We start from the raw sequence: 15,871 nt of genomic DNA on the forward strand, positions 1-15,871 counted from the left end.
CCCGGTGTCCCTCCGATGAATGTCCAGGTCGTGGGACCGCGGTCGGCCGGATGCGGGACCAGCAGGCCATGGCGGATACCATCAAAGGACCGGCTGGGGCGGCTCGTCCCTCAAGGTCACTGTCCACCTCCCCCACGCAAGAAGGAGGCCGCTCGCGTGAGTGTGCTCGACGAGATCATCGACGGGGTCCGTGCCGACCTCGCGGAGCGGCAGGCCCGCGTCACTCTCGACGAGCTCAAGGAGCGGGCCCGCAAGGCGCGCCCCGCGAAGGACGGCGTCGCGGCCCTCAAGGGCGAGAGCGTCACGGTGATCTGCGAGGTCAAGCGCTCCAGCCCCTCCAAGGGCGCGCTCGCCGCGATCGCCGACCCGGCCGGCCTGGCCGCCGACTACGAGGCGGGCGGCGCGGCGGTCATCTCCGTCCTCACCGAGCAGCGCAGGTTCGGCGGTTCGCTGGCCGACCTGGAAGCGGTCCGCGCCAAGGTCGACATCCCCGTCCTGCGCAAGGACTTCATCGTCACCGCTTACCAGCTGTGGGAGGCCCGGGCCTACGGCGCCGACCTCGCGCTGCTGATCGTCTCCGCGCTGGAGCAGGAGGCCCTGGTCTCGCTGATCGAGCGGGCCGAGTCGATCGGGCTGACGCCGCTGGTCGAGGTGCACGACGAGGAAGAGGTCGCCCGCGCGGTGGACGCCGGCGCCAAGATCATCGGCGTCAACGCCCGCAACCTGAAGACCCTGGAGGTCGACCGCGGCAACTTCGCCCGGGTCGCCCCCGAGATCCCCGACCACATCGTCAAGATCGCCGAGTCCGGGGTGCGCGGCCCGCACGACCTGATCGCCTACGCCAACGACGGCGCGGACGCGGTGCTGGTCGGGGAGTCGCTGGTCACCGGCAAGGACCCCAGGACCGCGGTGGCCGACCTGGTCGCCGCCGGCTCCCACCCGGCGATCCGGCACGGCCGGTCCTGACCGGCCGCCGCCAGGACAGGACACCGACCCCGACATGACCGCCGCCCCCCGCCGCCCCGTGGCCAAGTGCTCCGCGCTGCCCTCGTGGCACCGCGGCTGCCGTGCGCCCGCGCGGCGGGTCCACGGGCGCCGGGTGCGGTACCACATCGGCTCCGAGCCGGGACAGATCAACGGCAGGCGATGGCGAGGGGGGCCCGCGCGCTGACGCGCCGGCCCCGTGCCGGCGCCGCGATGCCCCCCCCGGGGCGTCCGCGTCCGCACCGCCCGCGGTACCGGCCCGGCCGGCTCCGCGGCGGCGGCGAACCCGTTCAGCGCGCCGCCCTTTTGCCCTGCCCACTGCCCGATGAACCGGACTTCCGGGGTACCCGCCCCGGACGAGGAGTGCGTCAGATGTCCTCCGAATTCTTCCTTCCCGACCCCGAGGGGCACGTCCCCAGCGCCGAGGGCTACTTCGGCGCCTTCGGCGGCACCTTCATCCCCGAGGCGCTGGTCGCCGCGGTCGACGAGGTCGCCGCCGAGTACGAGAAGGCCAAGGCGGACCCCGCCTTCGCCGCCGAACTCAACGACCTGATGGTCAACTACACCGGCCGCCCCAGCGCGCTCACCGAGGTGCCGCGGTTCGCCCGCGAGGCCGGCGGGGCCCGGATCTTCCTCAAGCGCGAGGACCTCAACCACACCGGCTCCCACAAGATCAACAACGTGCTGGGCCAGGCACTGCTCACCAAGCGGATGGGCAAGACCCGGGTCATCGCCGAGACCGGCGCCGGCCAGCACGGCGTCGCCACCGCCACCGCCTGCGCCCTCTTCGGCCTCGACTGCACCATCTACATGGGCGAGCTGGACACCGAGCGCCAGGCGCTCAACGTCGCCCGGATGCGGATGCTCGGCGCCGAGGTCATCGCCGTGAAGTCGGGCAGCCGCACCCTCAAGGACGCCATCAACGAGGCGTTCCGCGACTGGGTCGCCAACGTCGACCGCACCCACTACCTCTTCGGCACGGTCGCCGGCCCGCACCCCTTCCCGGCGATGGTCCGCGACTTCCACCGCGTCATCGGCGTCGAGGCCCGCCGCCAGCTCCTCGAACGCGCGGGCCGGCTGCCGGACGCGGCCGTGGCCTGTGTCGGCGGCGGCTCCAACGCCATCGGCCTCTTCCACGCCTTCCTCCCGGACACCGGCGTCCGGCTCGTCGGCTGCGAGCCCGCCGGCCACGGCATCGAGACCGGCGAGCACGCGGCCACCCTGACCGCCGGCGAGCCCGGCATCCTGCACGGCTCGCGCAGCTACGTCCTCCAGGACGACGAGGGCCAGATCACCGAGCCGTACTCCATCTCGGCCGGCCTGGACTACCCCGGCATCGGCCCCGAGCACGCCTACCTCAAGGACAGCGGCCGCGCCGAGTACCGCGCCGTCACCGACGACGACGCGATGCGGGCGCTGCGCCTGCTCTCCGAGACCGAGGGCATCATCCCGGCCATCGAGAGCGCCCACGCCCTCGCCGGGGCCCTGGAGCTCGGCAGGGAGCTCGGCGAGGACGGGCTGATCCTGGTCAACCTGTCCGGGCGGGGCGACAAGGACATGGACACCGCGGCCCGCTACTTCGGCCTGTACGACACCGACGCCGCCGTCGAGGCGGACACCGACGCCGCCGGCGCGGAGATCGAAGGGGACGCCAAGTGAGCGGAAACATCCAGCTGTTGAGCGATGCCCTCGCCGCCGCACGGGCCGAGGACCGCTCCGCGCTCATCGCCTACCTGCCCGCCGGGTTCCCGACCGTCGACGGCGGCATCGAGGCGGCCAAGGCCGTCTTCGACGGCGGCGCCGACATCGTGGAGATCGGCCTCCCGCACAGCGACCCGGTCCTCGACGGCCCGGTCATCCAGACCGCCGACGACATCGCCCTGCGCGGCGGCGTGAAGATCGCGGACGTGCTGCGCACGGTGCGCGAGGCGCACGCGGCCACCGGCAAGCCCGTGCTCGTCATGACGTACTGGAACCCGGTCGACCGCTACGGCGTCGAGCGCTTCGCCGCCGAGCTGGCCGAGGCGGGCGGCGCCGGCTGCATCCTGCCCGACCTGCCGGTCCAGGAGTCCGCGACCTGGCGGGAGCACGCGGCCAAGCACGGTCTGGCGACCGTCTTCGTCGTGGCCCCCAGCAGCAAGGACGCCCGGCTCGCCGAGATCACGGCGGCGGGTTCCGGCTTCGTCTACGCCGCCTCCCTGATGGGCGTCACCGGCACCCGCGCGTCGGTGGGCGCCGAGGCGCAGGACCTCGTCCGGCGCACCAAGGCGACGACCGGCCTGCCGGTCTGCGTCGGCCTCGGGGTCTCCAACGCCGAACAGGCCGCCGAGGTGGCCCGGTTCGCGGACGGCGTGATCGTCGGCTCGGCGTTCGTCAAGCGGCTGCTGGCCGCCGACGGCGACCTGGCGGCCGGCCTCGCCGGCGTCCGGGCCCTGGCGGGCGAGCTGGCCGAGGGCGTACGCAAGCGTTCCTAGGGGCGCAACGCGCCGGGCGGACGTCCACGTCGGCCCGGCGCGCTGTCCCTCGATAGGGCGAACATCGGTGCGGAGGGGTGCAGGGTCACCCCTCCGCTTCGTTGTCCAGGGGCGTGAGCCAGAAGAACCATGAGGGTAAGAGAACCGCCCGCGAGCGGCTTCAGGAACAGCGGGACAAGGAGAAGGCGCGCGCCCGCCACCGGCGGCAGGCGATCGTCGCCGGATCGGTGGTGGTGGTGCTGGCGATCGCCGGCGGCATCGCGGTCTGGGCGTCGTCGTCATCCGGTGACGGCGGCGGCACGAGCAACGGGGCGGTCGCCGTCCCGAAGCAGGCGAGCGACGGCAAACGGCCCGCCGTCCCGGTGGGCGCGGCCGACGCCCCGTCCACTCTCACGGTGTGGGAGGACTTCCGCTGCCCCGCCTGCCAGCAGTTCGAGACCGGCTTCCGCCCGGCCGTCCATGAACTCGTCGACTCCGGCCAGCTCAAGAACGAGTACCACCTCGTCACGATCATCGACGGCAACTCCGGCGGCACGGGGTCCCTCAACGCCGCCAACGCCGCCATGTGCGCGCAGAACGCGGGCCGGTTCCGCGAGTACCACGACGTGCTCTACGCGAACCAGCCGCCCGAGACGCAGGACAAGTTCGCGAACAAGCAGTACCTCCTCCAGCTGGCCGGCAAGGTCAAGGGACTGGTGACCCCGGCCTTCACCTCCTGCGTCAACGACGGCACGTACGACCGCTTCGTGCAGAAGTCCAACGACGCCTTCACCAAGTCCGGATACCGCGGCACCCCCACGGTCCTGCTCAACGGCAAGGACCTCTCGCAGGAGAAGGGCGGCCGGTTCACCCCGGCGGACCTGAAGAAGATGGTGCAGGACGCCAACAAGGGCAAGCAGCCGGGCAAGAGCCTCCCGCCGCACCCGAGCACCTCGCCCCACCCGGGCAAGCAGGCGGGCCACCACGCACCCCGCCACCGGCACACCGGCGCCCCGGGGGCCGCGGGCGTCACGTCCCAGGAGCGGCAGGCCCCGGAGCGGCAGACCGAGGAGCGACAGACGGGGGAGCGACAGGCCGGGGAGCGGCAGACCCGGGACCGCATCACCGCACCCCGGGAACCGCGGAGCGCGGAGGGACTCACGCCGTCGTCCTAGCCCGCGGCGGGCGCACTGCCCGGTCGGGAGGCCGGACACGCAGCGTCATGGTCCGGCAGCGGGGTCGTTACGCAGCCGTAGCCGGGTGGGTTGTCGTCGACCCCGCCCGGCGCGGTAGCGTCGACCCTGCCATGGACCTCGCATTCATTCCCAGCCCGTCGACCGGAGTCGTCTATCTCGGCCCGGTCCCGCTGCGCGGCTACGCATTCTGCATCATCATCGGCGTCTTCGTCGGCGTCTGGCTCGGCAACAAGCGCTGGGTGCAGCGCGGCGGCCGCTCCGGCACCGTCGCGGACATCGCCGTGTGGGCCGTGCCCTTCGGGCTGGTCGGCGGCCGCCTCTACCACGTCATCACGACGTACGAGCCGTACTTCGGCCCCAACGGCCACCCGCTCGACGCCTTCAAGGTGTGGCAGGGCGGCCTGGGGATCTGGGGTGCGGTCGCGCTCGGCGCGGTGGGCGCCTGGATCGGCTGCCGCCGGCGCGGCATCCCGCTCCCCGCGTACGCCGACGCGCTGGCGCCCGGCCTGGCCCTCGGGCAGGCGATCGGCCGCTGGGGCAACTGGTTCAACCAGGAGCTGTACGGCAAGCCGACCGATGTCCCGTGGGCGCTGAAGATCAGCTCCGACCCGGCCATCGGACGCATCGGCGGCACCTACCACCCGACGTTCCTCTACGAGTGCCTGTGGTGCATCGGTGTCGCCGCGCTGGTCATCTGGGCCGACAAGCGCTTCCGGCTGGGCCACGGGCGGGCGTTCGCGCTGTATGTCGCCGCGTACTGCGCGGGCCGCGCCTGGATCGAGTACATGCGCGTCGACGAGGCGCACCACATCCTGGGCCTGCGGCTGAACGTCTGGACCGCACTGATCGTCTTCGTCCTGGCCGTCGCCTACTTCGTGATCTCGGCCAAGAAGGCGCCCGGCCGCGAGGCGGTCGTCGAGCCGGGAGCCCAGGAGGACGCCGACGCGGAGGCCACCGAGGGCGCCGAGCGTGCCGAGGGCGAGCGGGACGGTGACGGCGGCGGCAAGGTCTCCGTCGAGAAGGCGTCCCCGAAGGCCGCGTCCGACGGCGAGGCAGCCGAGCCCGCGACGGACGAGGCCGGCGACGCGGAAGCCGGGGCCACGGCGGAGAAGTCCCCCGAGGACACCGCCAAGCCCGCCGGCAGCTCCAAGAAGTCCTAGGCCCGCAGCACAGGCCGGCAGCGCCGGGTGGACCCGAGATGTTCGGGTCCACCCGGCGCTGTGTTTCACAGCGCGCCCGCCGCGCGCAGTCCGTCGATCTCGGCGCCGGTCAGGCCGAGGGCGTCCAGGATCTCGTCGGTGTCTGCGCCGTGCGGGCGGCCCGCCCAGCGGATGGCGCCCGGTGTCTCGGAGAGCCGGAAGAGGACGTTCTGCATCCGGACGGTGCCCAGTTCGTCGTCCGGGACCTCGGTGATCGAGCCCAGCGCCTGGTACTGCGGATCCGTCATCACCTCGCGGATGTCGTAGATCGGCGCGACGGCCGCCTCGGCCTTCTCGAAGGCGGCCATCACCTCGGCCCGGTCGTGCCGGGCGATCCAGTCGGCGACCGGCGCGTCCAGCTCATCGGCGTGCGCGGCCCGTCCCTCGCCGGTCGCGAACCACGGCTCAGTGATCACCTCGGGCCGTCCCACCAGCCGCATCACCCGCTCGGCGACCGACTCGGCCGAGGTGGAGACCGCCACCCACGAGTCGTCGGCGGTCCGGTAGATGTTGCGCGGCGCGACGTTGGACGAGCGGTTGCCGGTCCGCGGCTGGACATGGCCGAGCTGGTCGTACCAGAGCGGCTGCGGGCCCAGGACGGTCAGCATCGGCTCGATGAGGGCCATGTCGATGACCTGGCCGCGGCCGGAGGCCGTCCGGGCGTGCAGCGCGGCCATCACGGCGTAGGAGGTGCCGAGCGCGGCGACGGCGTCCGCGAGGCCGAACGGCGGCAGGGTCGGCGGGCCGTCCGGCTCGCCGGTCATCGCCGCGAAGCCGCTCATCGCCTCCGCGAGGGTGCCGAACCCGGGGCGGCGGGCGTACGGGCCGAACTGGCCGAAGCCGGTGACCCGGGCCAGCACCAGCCGCGGGTTGACGGCGGACAGCTCCTCCCACCCCAGGCCCCAGCGCTCCAGGGTGCCGGGCCGGAAGTTCTCGACGACGGCGTCGGCCCGGGCGGCGAGCCGCAGCAGCACGTCGCGGCCGCCCGGGTGGGACAGGTCCAGCGTCATCGTCTTCTTGTTGCGGCCCAGCAGCTTCCACCACAGCCCGATGCCGTCCTTGGCGGGGCCGTGGCCGCGCGCGGGATCGGGCCGGTGCGGATGCTCGATCTTGATCACCTCGGCGCCGTAGTCGCCGAGCAGGGTGGCGGCCAGCGGACCGGCGAACAGCGTGGCGAGATCGAGCACCCGCAGCCCGGCGAGCGGGCCGGGCTCCGTGCGGGCCGGGGCCGTGGCGGTCACCGCCCGCCCGCCTCCGCCATCGCGGGGATGGCCGAGATCGCGGTGAAGGCCTGTTCATGGGTGCGGGCCCGGGACCGGTCGCGGGTGAAGATCTCCCGGGCGACGGTGGCCAGCGTGGTACCGGGCGCCTGCAGATCGAGCCGGCTGGCGCGGGCGACCTCCTCGCTCCACTCGGCCGGCACCGCCGACGCCCCGCGCAGCGCGCCGACCAGCGCCCCGCTCATCGTGGCGATCGAGTCGCAGTCCCGCCCGTAGTTGACGGCGCCGAGCACCGTGCTGCGGAAGTCGCCGCCGCCGATCAGCAGCATGCCCAGCGCGACGGGGAGTTCCTCGACGGCGTGCAGCCGGGAGGGGCGCCGGGCGCCGAGCGAGGGGTTGCGGTAGTCCGGGCCCACCGTGTCGAAGGGGGCGACGGCCGCGCGCAGCGGCTCCAGCGCCGATTCGTGATCGGACAGCGACGACGCGGCCTCGCAGACCGCCTCGATCGCGGCGCGGGTGCCGTCCTTGGCCAGCCGCAGCGCGTGGACGACGACGGAGGACGGGGTGGCGTCCGGGATGAAGGCGGCGGCCACGGCCGCGGCGAACACCCCCGCCGCCTCCCGCCCGTACGAGGCCTGATGGGCCCCGGCGATGTCCAGCGCCTCGGCGTAGGCCCGGTCCGGGTTGCCGGCGTTCACCACCCCGACCGGTGCCATGTACATCGCCGCGCCGCAGTTGACGATGTTCCCGACGCCCGCCTCCCGCGGGTCCGCGTGCCCGTAGTGCAGCCGCGCCACGATCCACTTCTCGGTGAGGAAGATCCGCTGCAGCGGCAGCGCCTCGGCCTCCAGCTCCGGGATCCAGCGCGGGGTGCCGATGAGGTCCGGCACCAGGTGGTCGGCGACGTCGTAGGCGTCGAGGTGATCGCGCACCGTCTCGTAGACCCGCACCAGCGCGTGCGTCATCAGGGTGTCGTCGGTGACGTGCCCGTCGCCCTTGTGGTACGGCGCGATCGGCCGGGCGGTGCGCCAGTCGTCGTGGAAGGGGCCGACGATGCCGGTGACCCGGCCGCCGTGCCGCTTGACGATCTCCTGCGGCGACCAGCCCTGCACGGGCCCGCCGAGCGCGTCCCCGACCGCCGCCCCGACCAGGGCGCCGGTCGCCCGGTCCTCCAGGGACGGCGGGGCGGGGGCGGCCGCCGTCGGGCTCACCGGCGCCGGCTGCACCTCCGGCAGGACCGCCCGGACCGCGGTGGCGCCGGGGCCCGGGGCGCCCGGCGCGGCCGGGGTCTGCTCGCTTGCGTAGGTCATGTGCGGGTGGGTCCTTCCACGGTGGGGGAGGGGCGGGTGCACCGCGGCGGCCCGATCGCGTGCACCGCGCGGCGCCGTCCGGCGGCGCACGCGGCCGGGGCCGCCGCGCTTCATCCGTGCCACGCGGCGGCCCGGCTCTCCTCTCCCGGGCGCCACGGTCACCCGGTCGACCGCCCCCCGCGGCGCCGCGGCCGGGGCCCCATGGCGGCCCGGAAGGGGGTGTGACCCGGATCTCATGGCCGACCTCCGGGAAAAACCGCAGGTCAGAGCGGTAAGTTCGGCCTTCCTTGCTAGCGGCGGAGGGCAAGAGGCGCATAGCTTCGAGGTGTTGGAGGGGGAAGTGCCGCCATCGGCCCACACCTCGCTGTAGGGAGTAGGTAACCGATATGTCCGTCATGGAGATCATGGATGCCGCGGCGCCGACGCATGTGGCGCACCGTGACAACCACACCCACCGCGATGTGAACGGCGGCTGGCTGCGCCCCGCCGTCTTCGGCGCGATGGACGGACTGGTCTCCAACCTCGCCCTCATGACGGGTGTCGCCGGCGGCGCGGTGTCGCAGCAGACGATCATCATCACCGGCCTGGCGGGGCTGGCCGCCGGCGCCTTCTCGATGGCCGCGGGGGAGTACACCTCGGTCGCCTCGCAGCGCGAGCTGGTCCAGGCCGAGCTGGCGATCGAGCGGGCCGAGCTGCGCAAGCACCCGAAGGACGAGCTGGACGAGCTGGCGGCCCTCTACGAGTCGCGGGGCGTCGAGCCGGCGCTCGCCCGGAAGGTCGCCGAACAGCTCTCCTCGGACCCCGAGCAGGCGCTGGAAATCCATGCCCGCGAGGAATTGGGTATTGACCCCTCCGACCTTCCTTCTCCCGCCGTCGCCGCCATTTCCTCCTTCGGATCCTTTGCGCTGGGCGCGCTGCTGCCTGTTCTTCCCTATCTTTTGGGTGCTTCTGCGATCTGGCCGGCGCTGCTGCTCGCCCTGGTCGGACTGTTCGCCTGCGGGGCGGTCGTGGCCCGGGTGACGGCGCGCTCGTGGTGGTTCAGCGGGCTGCGCCAGCTGGCCCTCGGCGGCGCCGCGGCCGGTGTGACGTACGCCCTGGGAGCGCTGTTCGGGACCGTCGTAGGCTGACGTGTCATGCGGGTGACCGCATGATTACGCCGTTACCCAGCGGTTTCGAATCGATGACGACCGGGCATAAGGCCCAGGCGTCGCGGGCAATGTCGCTCGCCGAACGCCGCCCTGTGGGACGGCTCCAGATTCCGTCCGCGTCCTGACCCACCGCACCCGCGGTGTCCGCATGTTGGAAGCCTCTTTTCGCTTTTCGAGAAGCGGCTCATCCTGTAACCTGCACGAAATTTCGCGGAGGGCCAACGTCGTCCCTCGGCAATTCCTATGCCACGACGACGTTGGGAGAGCTTGATGCGCTTCGCGTCCACGCACTCCGCGACCACCAGCAGCGCCAGCGCCGCCGCCTGGTCGCCCATGGACGGCCGCCCCGCCCAGCAGGGCATGTACGACCCGCGCAACGAGCACGACGCCTGCGGCGTCGGCTTCGTGGCCACCCTCACCGGAGAGGCCAGCCACGCACTGGTCGAGCAGGCGCTCACCGTCCTGACGAATCTGGAGCACCGCGGTGCCACCGGCTCGGAGCCCGACTCGGGCGACGGCGCGGGCATCCTGCTCCAGGTGCCGGACGCGTTCCTCCGCGAAGAGGTCACCTTCGAGCTCCCCGAGGCCGGCGCCTACGCCGTCGGCCTCGCCTTCCTTCCCTCCGATGCCCAGGAAGCGGCCGCCGCCGTCTCGCGCATCGAGACGATCGCCGCCGAGGAGGGCCTGGACGTCATCGGCTGGCGGGTGGTCCCGGTCGCCCCGCAGCTGCTGGGCAACGGCGCCCGCGCCACCATGCCCGCCTTCTCCCAGCTCTTCGTCGGCGACGGGCAGAGCACCGGGCTGGCGCTGGACCGCAAGGCCTTCGCGCTGCGCAAGCGCGCCGAGCGGGAGGCCGGGGTCTACTTCCCCTCGCTCTCCGCCCGGACGATCGTCTACAAGGGCATGCTGACCACCGGCCAGCTGGAGCCCTTCTTCCCGGACCTGTCCGACCGCCGCTTCGCCACCGCCATCGCGCTGGTCCACTCGCGGTTCTCCACCAACACCTTCCCGAGCTGGCCGCTGGCCCACCCGTACCGCTTCGTCGCGCACAACGGCGAGATCAACACGGTCAAGGGCAACCGCAACTGGATGCGGGCGCGCGAGTCGCAGCTGGCCTCGAAGCTCTTCGGCAGTGAAGACCTCGAACGGATCTTCCCGGTGTGCACCGCCGACGCCTCCGACTCCGCGTCCTTCGACGAGGTCCTGGAGCTGCTCCACCTCGGCGGCCGCTCGCTGCCGCACTCGGTGCTGATGATGGTCCCGGAGGCGTGGGAGAACTCCACCTCCATGGACCCGGCCCGGCGCGCCTTCTACCAGTACCACTCCACGATGATGGAGCCCTGGGACGGCCCGGCCTGCGTCACCTTCACCGACGGCACCCAGGTCGGCGCGGTCCTGGACCGCAACGGTCTGCGCCCCGGCCGCTACTGGGTCACCGACGACGGCCTGGTCGTGCTCTCCTCCGAGGTCGGCGTCCTGGACATCGACCCCGCCAAGGTCGTCCGCAAGGGCCGCCTGCAGCCCGGCCGGATGTTCCTCGTGGACACCGCCGAGCACCGCATCATCGAGGACGACGAGATCAAGGCGCAGCTCGCCGCCGAGCAGCCCTACCAGGAGTGGCTGGACTCCGGTCTGATCGAGCTGGCGGACCTGCCCGAGCGCGAGCACATCGTGCACACCCACGCCTCGGTCACCCGCCGCCAGCAGACCTTCGGCTACACCGAGGAAGAGCTGCGCGTCATCCTCGCCCCGATGGCCAAGGCCGGTGCCGAGCCGATCGGCTCGATGGGCACCGACTCGCCGATCGCCGCGCTCTCCGAGCGCCCCCGGCTGCTCTTCGACTACTTCACCCAGCTCTTCGCGCAGGTCACCAACCCGCCGCTGGACGCCATCCGCGAGGAGCTGGTCACCTCGCTGATCTCCTCCCTCGGCCCCCAGGGCAACCTCCTGGAGCCGAGCGCGGCCTCCTGCCGCAGCGTGACCCTGCCGTTCCCGGTCATCGACAACGACGAGCTGGCCAAGCTCGTCCACATCAACGCCGACGGCGACATGCCCGGCATGAAGGCCGTGACCCTCTCCGGCCTCTACCGCGTCTCCGGCGGCGGCGAGTCGCTGGCCGCCCGGATCGAGCAGATCTGCGCCGAGGCGGACGCCGCCATCGACGACGGCGCCCGGCTGATCGTGCTTTCCGACCGCCACTCGGACGCCGAGCACGCGCCGATCCCGTCGCTGCTGCTGACCGCCGCGGTCCACCACCACCTCATCGGCACCAAGGAGCGCACCCAGGTCGGTCTGCTCGTCGAGGCCGGCGATGTGCGCGAGGTGCACCACGTCGCGCTGCTCATCGGCTTCGGTGCCGCGGCCGTCAACCCCTACCTGGCCATGGAGTCCGTCGAGGACCTCGTGCGCGCCGGCACCTTCCTGCCGGACATCGAGGCCGAGGCCGCGATCAAGAACCTCATCAAGGCGCTCGGCAAGGGCGTCCTGAAGGTCATGTCCAAGATGGGCATCTCCACCGTCGCCTCCTACCGGGGCGCGCAGGTCTTCGAGGCCGTCGGCCTGGACGAGGAGTTCGTCGCCCGCTACTTCCACGGCACCGCGACCAAGATCGGCGGCGCCGGCCTGGACGTCATCGCCAAGGAGGTCGCGGCCCGGCACGCCAAGGCCTACCCGGCCTCCGGCATCGCCGCCACGCACCGCGCGCTGGACATCGGCGGCGAGTACCAGTGGCGCCGCGAGGGCGAGCCGCACCTCTTCGACCCGGACACCGTCTTCCGGCTCCAGCACTCCACCCGCGCCCGGCGCTACGACATCTTCAAGAAGTACACCGAGCGGATCAACGAGCAGTCCGAGCGGCTGATGACGCTGCGCGGCCTGTTCTCCTTCGCCACCGACCGCCCCTCGATCCCGATCGAGGAGGTCGAGCCGGCGTCGGAGATCGTCAAGCGCTTCTCCACCGGCGCCATGTCGTACGGCTCCATCTCCCAGGAGGCGCACGAGACGCTGGCCATCGCCATGAACCAGCTGGGCGGCAAGTCCAACACCGGTGAGGGCGGCGAGGACCCCGAGCGGCTCTACGACCCGGCGCGCCGCTCGTCCATCAAGCAGGTCGCCTCCGGCCGCTTCGGGGTGACCTCCGAGTACCTGGTCAACTCCGACGACATCCAGATCAAGATGGCCCAGGGCGCCAAGCCCGGCGAGGGCGGCCAGCTGCCCGGCCACAAGGTCTACCCGTGGGTCGCCAAGACCCGGCACTCCACCCCGGGCGTCGGCCTGATCTCGCCGCCGCCGCACCACGACATCTACTCCATCGAGGACCTGGCCCAGCTGATCCACGACCTCAAGAACGCCAACCCGCAGGCCCGCATCCACGTGAAGCTGGTCTCCGAGGTCGGCGTCGGCACGGTCGCCGCGGGTGTCTCCAAGGCGCACGCGGACGTGGTCCTGATCTCCGGCCACGACGGCGGTACGGGTGCCTCGCCGCTCACCTCCCTCAAGCACGCGGGCGGCCCCTGGGAGCTGGGCCTGGCAGAGACCCAGCAGACGCTGCTGCTCAACGGCCTGCGCGACCGGATCGTGGTGCAGACCGACGGCCAGCTCAAGACCGGCCGCGATGTGGTCATCGCCGCCCTGCTGGGCGCCGAGGAGTTCGGCTTCGCCACCGCGCCGCTGGTCGTCTCCGGCTGCGTCATGATGCGCGTGTGCCACCTGGACACCTGCCCGGTCGGCATCGCCACCCAGAACCCGACGCTGCGCGAGCGCTTCAACGGCAAGGCCGAGTACGTCGTCAACTTCTTCCAGTTCATCGCCGAAGAGGTCCGCGAGCTGCTGGCCGAGCTGGGCTTCCGCACCCTCGACGAGGCCATCGGCCACGCCGAGCTGCTGAACACCTCCCGCGCGGTGGACCACTGGAAGGCGCAGGGCCTGGACCTGGCCCCGCTGCTGCACGTCCCCGAGCTGGCCGATGGCGCCGTGCGCCACCAGGTCATCGCGCAGGACCACGGCCTGGAGAAGGCGCTCGACAACGAGCTGATCAAGCTCGCCGCCGACGCCCTGGCCGCGGACAGCGCCGAGGCCGCCCAGCCGGTCCGGGCGCAGATCGCGATCCGCAACATCAACCGGACCGTCGGCACCATGCTCGGCCACGAGGTCACCAAGAAGTTCGGTGGCGCGGGCCTGCCCGACGACACCATCGACATCACCTTCACCGGCTCGGCCGGCCAGTCCTTCGGCGCGTTCCTGCCCCGCGGCGTCACGCTGCGGCTGGAGGGCGACGCCAACGACTACGTCGGCAAGGGCCTGTCCGGCGGCCGGGTCGTGGTCCGCCCGGACCGCGGCGCCGACCACCTCGCCGAGTTCTCCACCATCGCCGGCAACACCCTCGCCTACGGCGCCACCGGCGGCGAGCTGTACCTCCGGGGCCGGGTCGGCGAGCGCTTCTGCGTCCGCAACTCCGGTGCCACGGTGGTCTCCGAGGGCGTCGGCGACCACGGCTGCGAGTACATGACCGGCGGCAACGCGGTCGTCCTGGGCGAGACGGGCCGCAACTTCGCGGCCGGTATGTCCGGCGGCTTCGCCTACGTCATCGACCTCGACCGGGCCAACGTCAACAAGGAACTCGTCGGCGCGGTCCACGCCCTGGACGAGGCCGACAAGCAGTGGCTGCACGACGTCGTGCGCCGCCACCAGGAGGAGACCGGCTCCACCGTCGCCGACAAGCTCCTCGCCGACTGGGATGCCGCCGCCGCGCGCTTCAGCAAGGTCATCCCGCCCACCTACCAGGCAGTGCTCGTCGCCAAGGACGCCGCTGAGCAGGCCGGACTCTCCGAGTCCGAGACCCACGAGAAGATGATGGAGGCGGCGACCAATGGCTGACCCCAAGGGCTTCCTGAACCACGAGCGCGAGATCGCCAAGACCCGCCCCGTCGAGGAGCGCGTCAAGGACTGGAACGAGGTCTACCAGCCCGGCTCCCTGCTGCCGATCATCAGCAAGCAGGCGTCGCGCTGCATGGACTGCGGCATCCCGTTCTGCCACAACGGCTGCCCGCTCGGAAACCTCATCCCCGAGTGGAACGACTACGCCTACCGCGAGGACTGGACCGAGGCCAGCGAGCGGCTGCACGCGACCAACAACTTCCCGGAGTTCACCGGCCGCCTGTGCCCCGCGCCCTGCGAGTCCGCCTGCGTGCTGGGCATCAACCAGCCGCCGGTGACCATCAAGAACGTCGAGGTCTCCATCATCGACAAGGCATGGGACAACGGCGACGTCACCCCGCAGCCGCCCGAGCGCCTCTCCGGCAAGACCGTCGCCGTCATCGGCTCCGGTCCGGCCGGCCTGGCCGCCGCCCAGCAGCTGACCCGGGCCGGCCACACCGTCGCCGTCTACGAGCGCGCGGACCGGATCGGCGGCCTCCTCCGCTACGGCATCCCCGAGTTCAAGATGGAGAAGCGGCACATCAACCGCCGCATCGAGCAGATGCGCGCGGAGGGCACCAAGTTCCGTACCGAGGTGGAGATCGGCCGCGACCTCGACGCGAAGAAGCTGCGCAAGCGCTACGACGCCGTCGTCATCGCCGCCGGTGCCACCACCTCCCGCGACCTTCCGGTGCCCGGCCGCGAGCTGAACGGCATCCACTTCGCGATGGAGTACCTCCCGCTGGCCAACAAGGTGCAGGAGGGGGACCTGACGGTCGCCCCGATCAGCGCCGAGGGCAAGCACGTGGTCGTCATCGGCGGCGGCGACACCGGCGCGGACTGCGTCGGCACCGCCCACCGCCAGGGCGCGGCCTCCGTCACCCAGCTGGAGATCATGGGCAAGCCGGGCGACGAGCGGAACCCCAACCAGCCGTGGCCGACCTTCCCGATGCTCTACAAGGTCACCTCCGCGCACGAGGAGGGCGGCGAGCGGATCTACTCCGTCTCCACCACCCACTTCGAGGGCGACGAGGACGGCAACGTCCAGTGGCTGCACCTGACCGAGGTGGAGTTCAAGGACGGCCGGCCGGAGCCGAAGCCGGGCACCGAGCGGAAGATCCCGGCCCAGCTGGTCACCCTCGCCATGGGCTTCACCGGCACCGACCGGGACAACGGCCTGGTCGAGCAGTTCGGCCTGGAGCTCGACGAGCGCGGCAACATCGCCCGCGACGCGGAGTTCGCCACCAACGTCCCCGGTGTGTATGTCGCCGGTGACGCGGGCCGCGGCCAGTCGCTGATCGTGTGGGCCATCGCCGAGGGCCGCTCCGCGGCCAAGGGCGTGGACCGCTTCCTGACCGGAGTCAGCGCCCTGCCGGCTCCCATCAAGCCGACGGATCGCGCACTGGCCGTGTGACGACCGTCCCCTGATGTCCCGTACAACGGCGTA

General features: G+C 72.2%; 11 protein-coding genes. 9 read left to right on the forward strand and 2 right to left on the reverse strand.

Annotation, left to right across the window (positions count from 1 at the left end; genetic code table 11):
• Positions 1 to 156: 156 nt before the first annotated feature.
• From trpC to lgt, 6 genes are all read left to right on the forward strand, one after another.
• Positions 157 to 966: an indole-3-glycerol phosphate synthase TrpC gene (trpC, locus tag IEY78_RS18400; protein WP_189099620.1), complete on the forward strand. Its 810-nt coding sequence runs from the start codon at positions 157 to 159 to the stop codon at positions 964 to 966.
• Between the two features lie 34 nt (positions 967 to 1,000).
• Entirely contained in the window at positions 1,001 to 1,171 is a 171-nt protein-coding gene (gene trpM, locus IEY78_RS35165) for a tryptophan biosynthesis modulator TrpM (RefSeq protein WP_372509023.1), read from the forward strand.
• Between the two features lie 185 nt (positions 1,172 to 1,356).
• The gene (gene trpB / locus IEY78_RS18405) at positions 1,357 to 2,643 is read left to right on the forward strand and encodes a tryptophan synthase subunit beta (protein ID WP_189099622.1); all 1,287 of its coding nucleotides are present in this window, start codon (positions 1,357 to 1,359) and stop codon (positions 2,641 to 2,643) included.
• The gene (gene trpA / locus IEY78_RS18410) at positions 2,640 to 3,458 is read left to right on the forward strand and encodes a tryptophan synthase subunit alpha (protein ID WP_189099624.1); all 819 of its coding nucleotides are present in this window, start codon (positions 2,640 to 2,642) and stop codon (positions 3,456 to 3,458) included. Before trpB ends, trpA begins: the two co-directional genes overlap by 4 nt.
• A 113-nt stretch (positions 3,459 to 3,571) precedes the next feature.
• Complete coding sequence (locus tag IEY78_RS18415; protein ID WP_189099626.1) at positions 3,572 to 4,612, forward strand: DsbA family protein; 1,041 nt, start codon at positions 3,572 to 3,574, stop codon at positions 4,610 to 4,612.
• A gap of 131 nt (positions 4,613 to 4,743) precedes the next feature.
• Positions 4,744 to 5,793, forward strand: a complete 1,050-nt coding sequence (gene lgt / locus IEY78_RS18420) for a prolipoprotein diacylglyceryl transferase (protein ID WP_189099628.1) — start codon at positions 4,744 to 4,746, stop codon at positions 5,791 to 5,793.
• A 65-nt stretch (positions 5,794 to 5,858) separates the two neighbouring features.
• Here the strand turns inward: lgt and IEY78_RS18425 are convergent, their stop codons facing one another.
• Both IEY78_RS18425 and IEY78_RS18430 read right to left on the reverse strand, forming a co-directional pair.
• A complete protein-coding gene (locus IEY78_RS18425) occupies positions 5,859 to 7,073 on the reverse strand; it encodes a CaiB/BaiF CoA transferase family protein (protein WP_189099630.1) in 1,215 nt (404 codons plus the stop codon).
• Complete coding sequence (locus tag IEY78_RS18430; protein WP_229700036.1) at positions 7,070 to 8,362, reverse strand: ADP-ribosylglycohydrolase family protein; 1,293 nt, start codon at positions 8,360 to 8,362, stop codon at positions 7,070 to 7,072. The genes IEY78_RS18425 and IEY78_RS18430 overlap by 4 nt, the downstream gene beginning before the upstream one ends.
• Positions 8,363 to 8,757: 395 nt before the next feature.
• On the opposite strand from IEY78_RS18430, the gene IEY78_RS18435 reads away from it, so the two are divergent.
• The 3 genes from IEY78_RS18435 (at position 8,758) to IEY78_RS18445 (ending at position 15,838) form a co-directional block, all read left to right on the forward strand.
• On the forward strand, positions 8,758 to 9,489 hold the full coding sequence (locus IEY78_RS18435; RefSeq protein WP_189099826.1) for a VIT1/CCC1 transporter family protein: 732 nt from the start codon (positions 8,758 to 8,760) through the stop codon (positions 9,487 to 9,489).
• Positions 9,490 to 9,780: 291 nt separating this feature from the next.
• The gene (gene gltB / locus IEY78_RS18440; protein WP_189099631.1) at positions 9,781 to 14,385 is read left to right on the forward strand and encodes a glutamate synthase large subunit; all 4,605 of its coding nucleotides are present in this window, start codon (positions 9,781 to 9,783) and stop codon (positions 14,383 to 14,385) included.
• A complete protein-coding gene (locus IEY78_RS18445; protein ID WP_189099633.1) occupies positions 14,378 to 15,838 on the forward strand; it encodes a glutamate synthase subunit beta in 1,461 nt (486 codons plus the stop codon). Before gltB ends, IEY78_RS18445 begins: the two co-directional genes overlap by 8 nt.
• Positions 15,839 to 15,871: the final 33 nt, after the last annotated feature.

The sequence above is a fragment of the Streptomyces kronopolitis genome (assembly GCF_014646275.1).
In the GTDB taxonomy this organism is placed as follows: domain Bacteria; phylum Actinomycetota; class Actinomycetes; order Streptomycetales; family Streptomycetaceae; genus Streptomyces; species Streptomyces kronopolitis.

What these genes read in the sequence shown, in the direction of transcription:
- trpM (WP_372509023.1), top strand. Translation starts at nt 1,001, where the DNA reads ATGACCGCCGCCCCCCGCCGCCCCGTGGCCAAGTGCTCCGCGCTGCCC.
- trpB (WP_189099622.1), top strand. Translation starts at nt 1,357, where the DNA reads ATGTCCTCCGAATTCTTCCTTCCCGACCCCGAGGGGCACGTCCCCAGC.
- lgt (WP_189099628.1), top strand. Translation starts at nt 4,744, where the DNA reads ATGGACCTCGCATTCATTCCCAGCCCGTCGACCGGAGTCGTCTATCTC.
- IEY78_RS18430 (WP_229700036.1), bottom strand. Translation starts at nt 8,362, where the DNA reads ATGACCTACGCAAGCGAGCAGACCCCGGCCGCGCCGGGCGCCCCGGGC.
- IEY78_RS18435 (WP_189099826.1), top strand. Translation starts at nt 8,758, where the DNA reads ATGGAGATCATGGATGCCGCGGCGCCGACGCATGTGGCGCACCGTGAC.
- gltB (WP_189099631.1), top strand. Translation starts at nt 9,781, where the DNA reads ATGCGCTTCGCGTCCACGCACTCCGCGACCACCAGCAGCGCCAGCGCC.
- IEY78_RS18445 (WP_189099633.1), top strand. Translation starts at nt 14,378, where the DNA reads ATGGCTGACCCCAAGGGCTTCCTGAACCACGAGCGCGAGATCGCCAAG.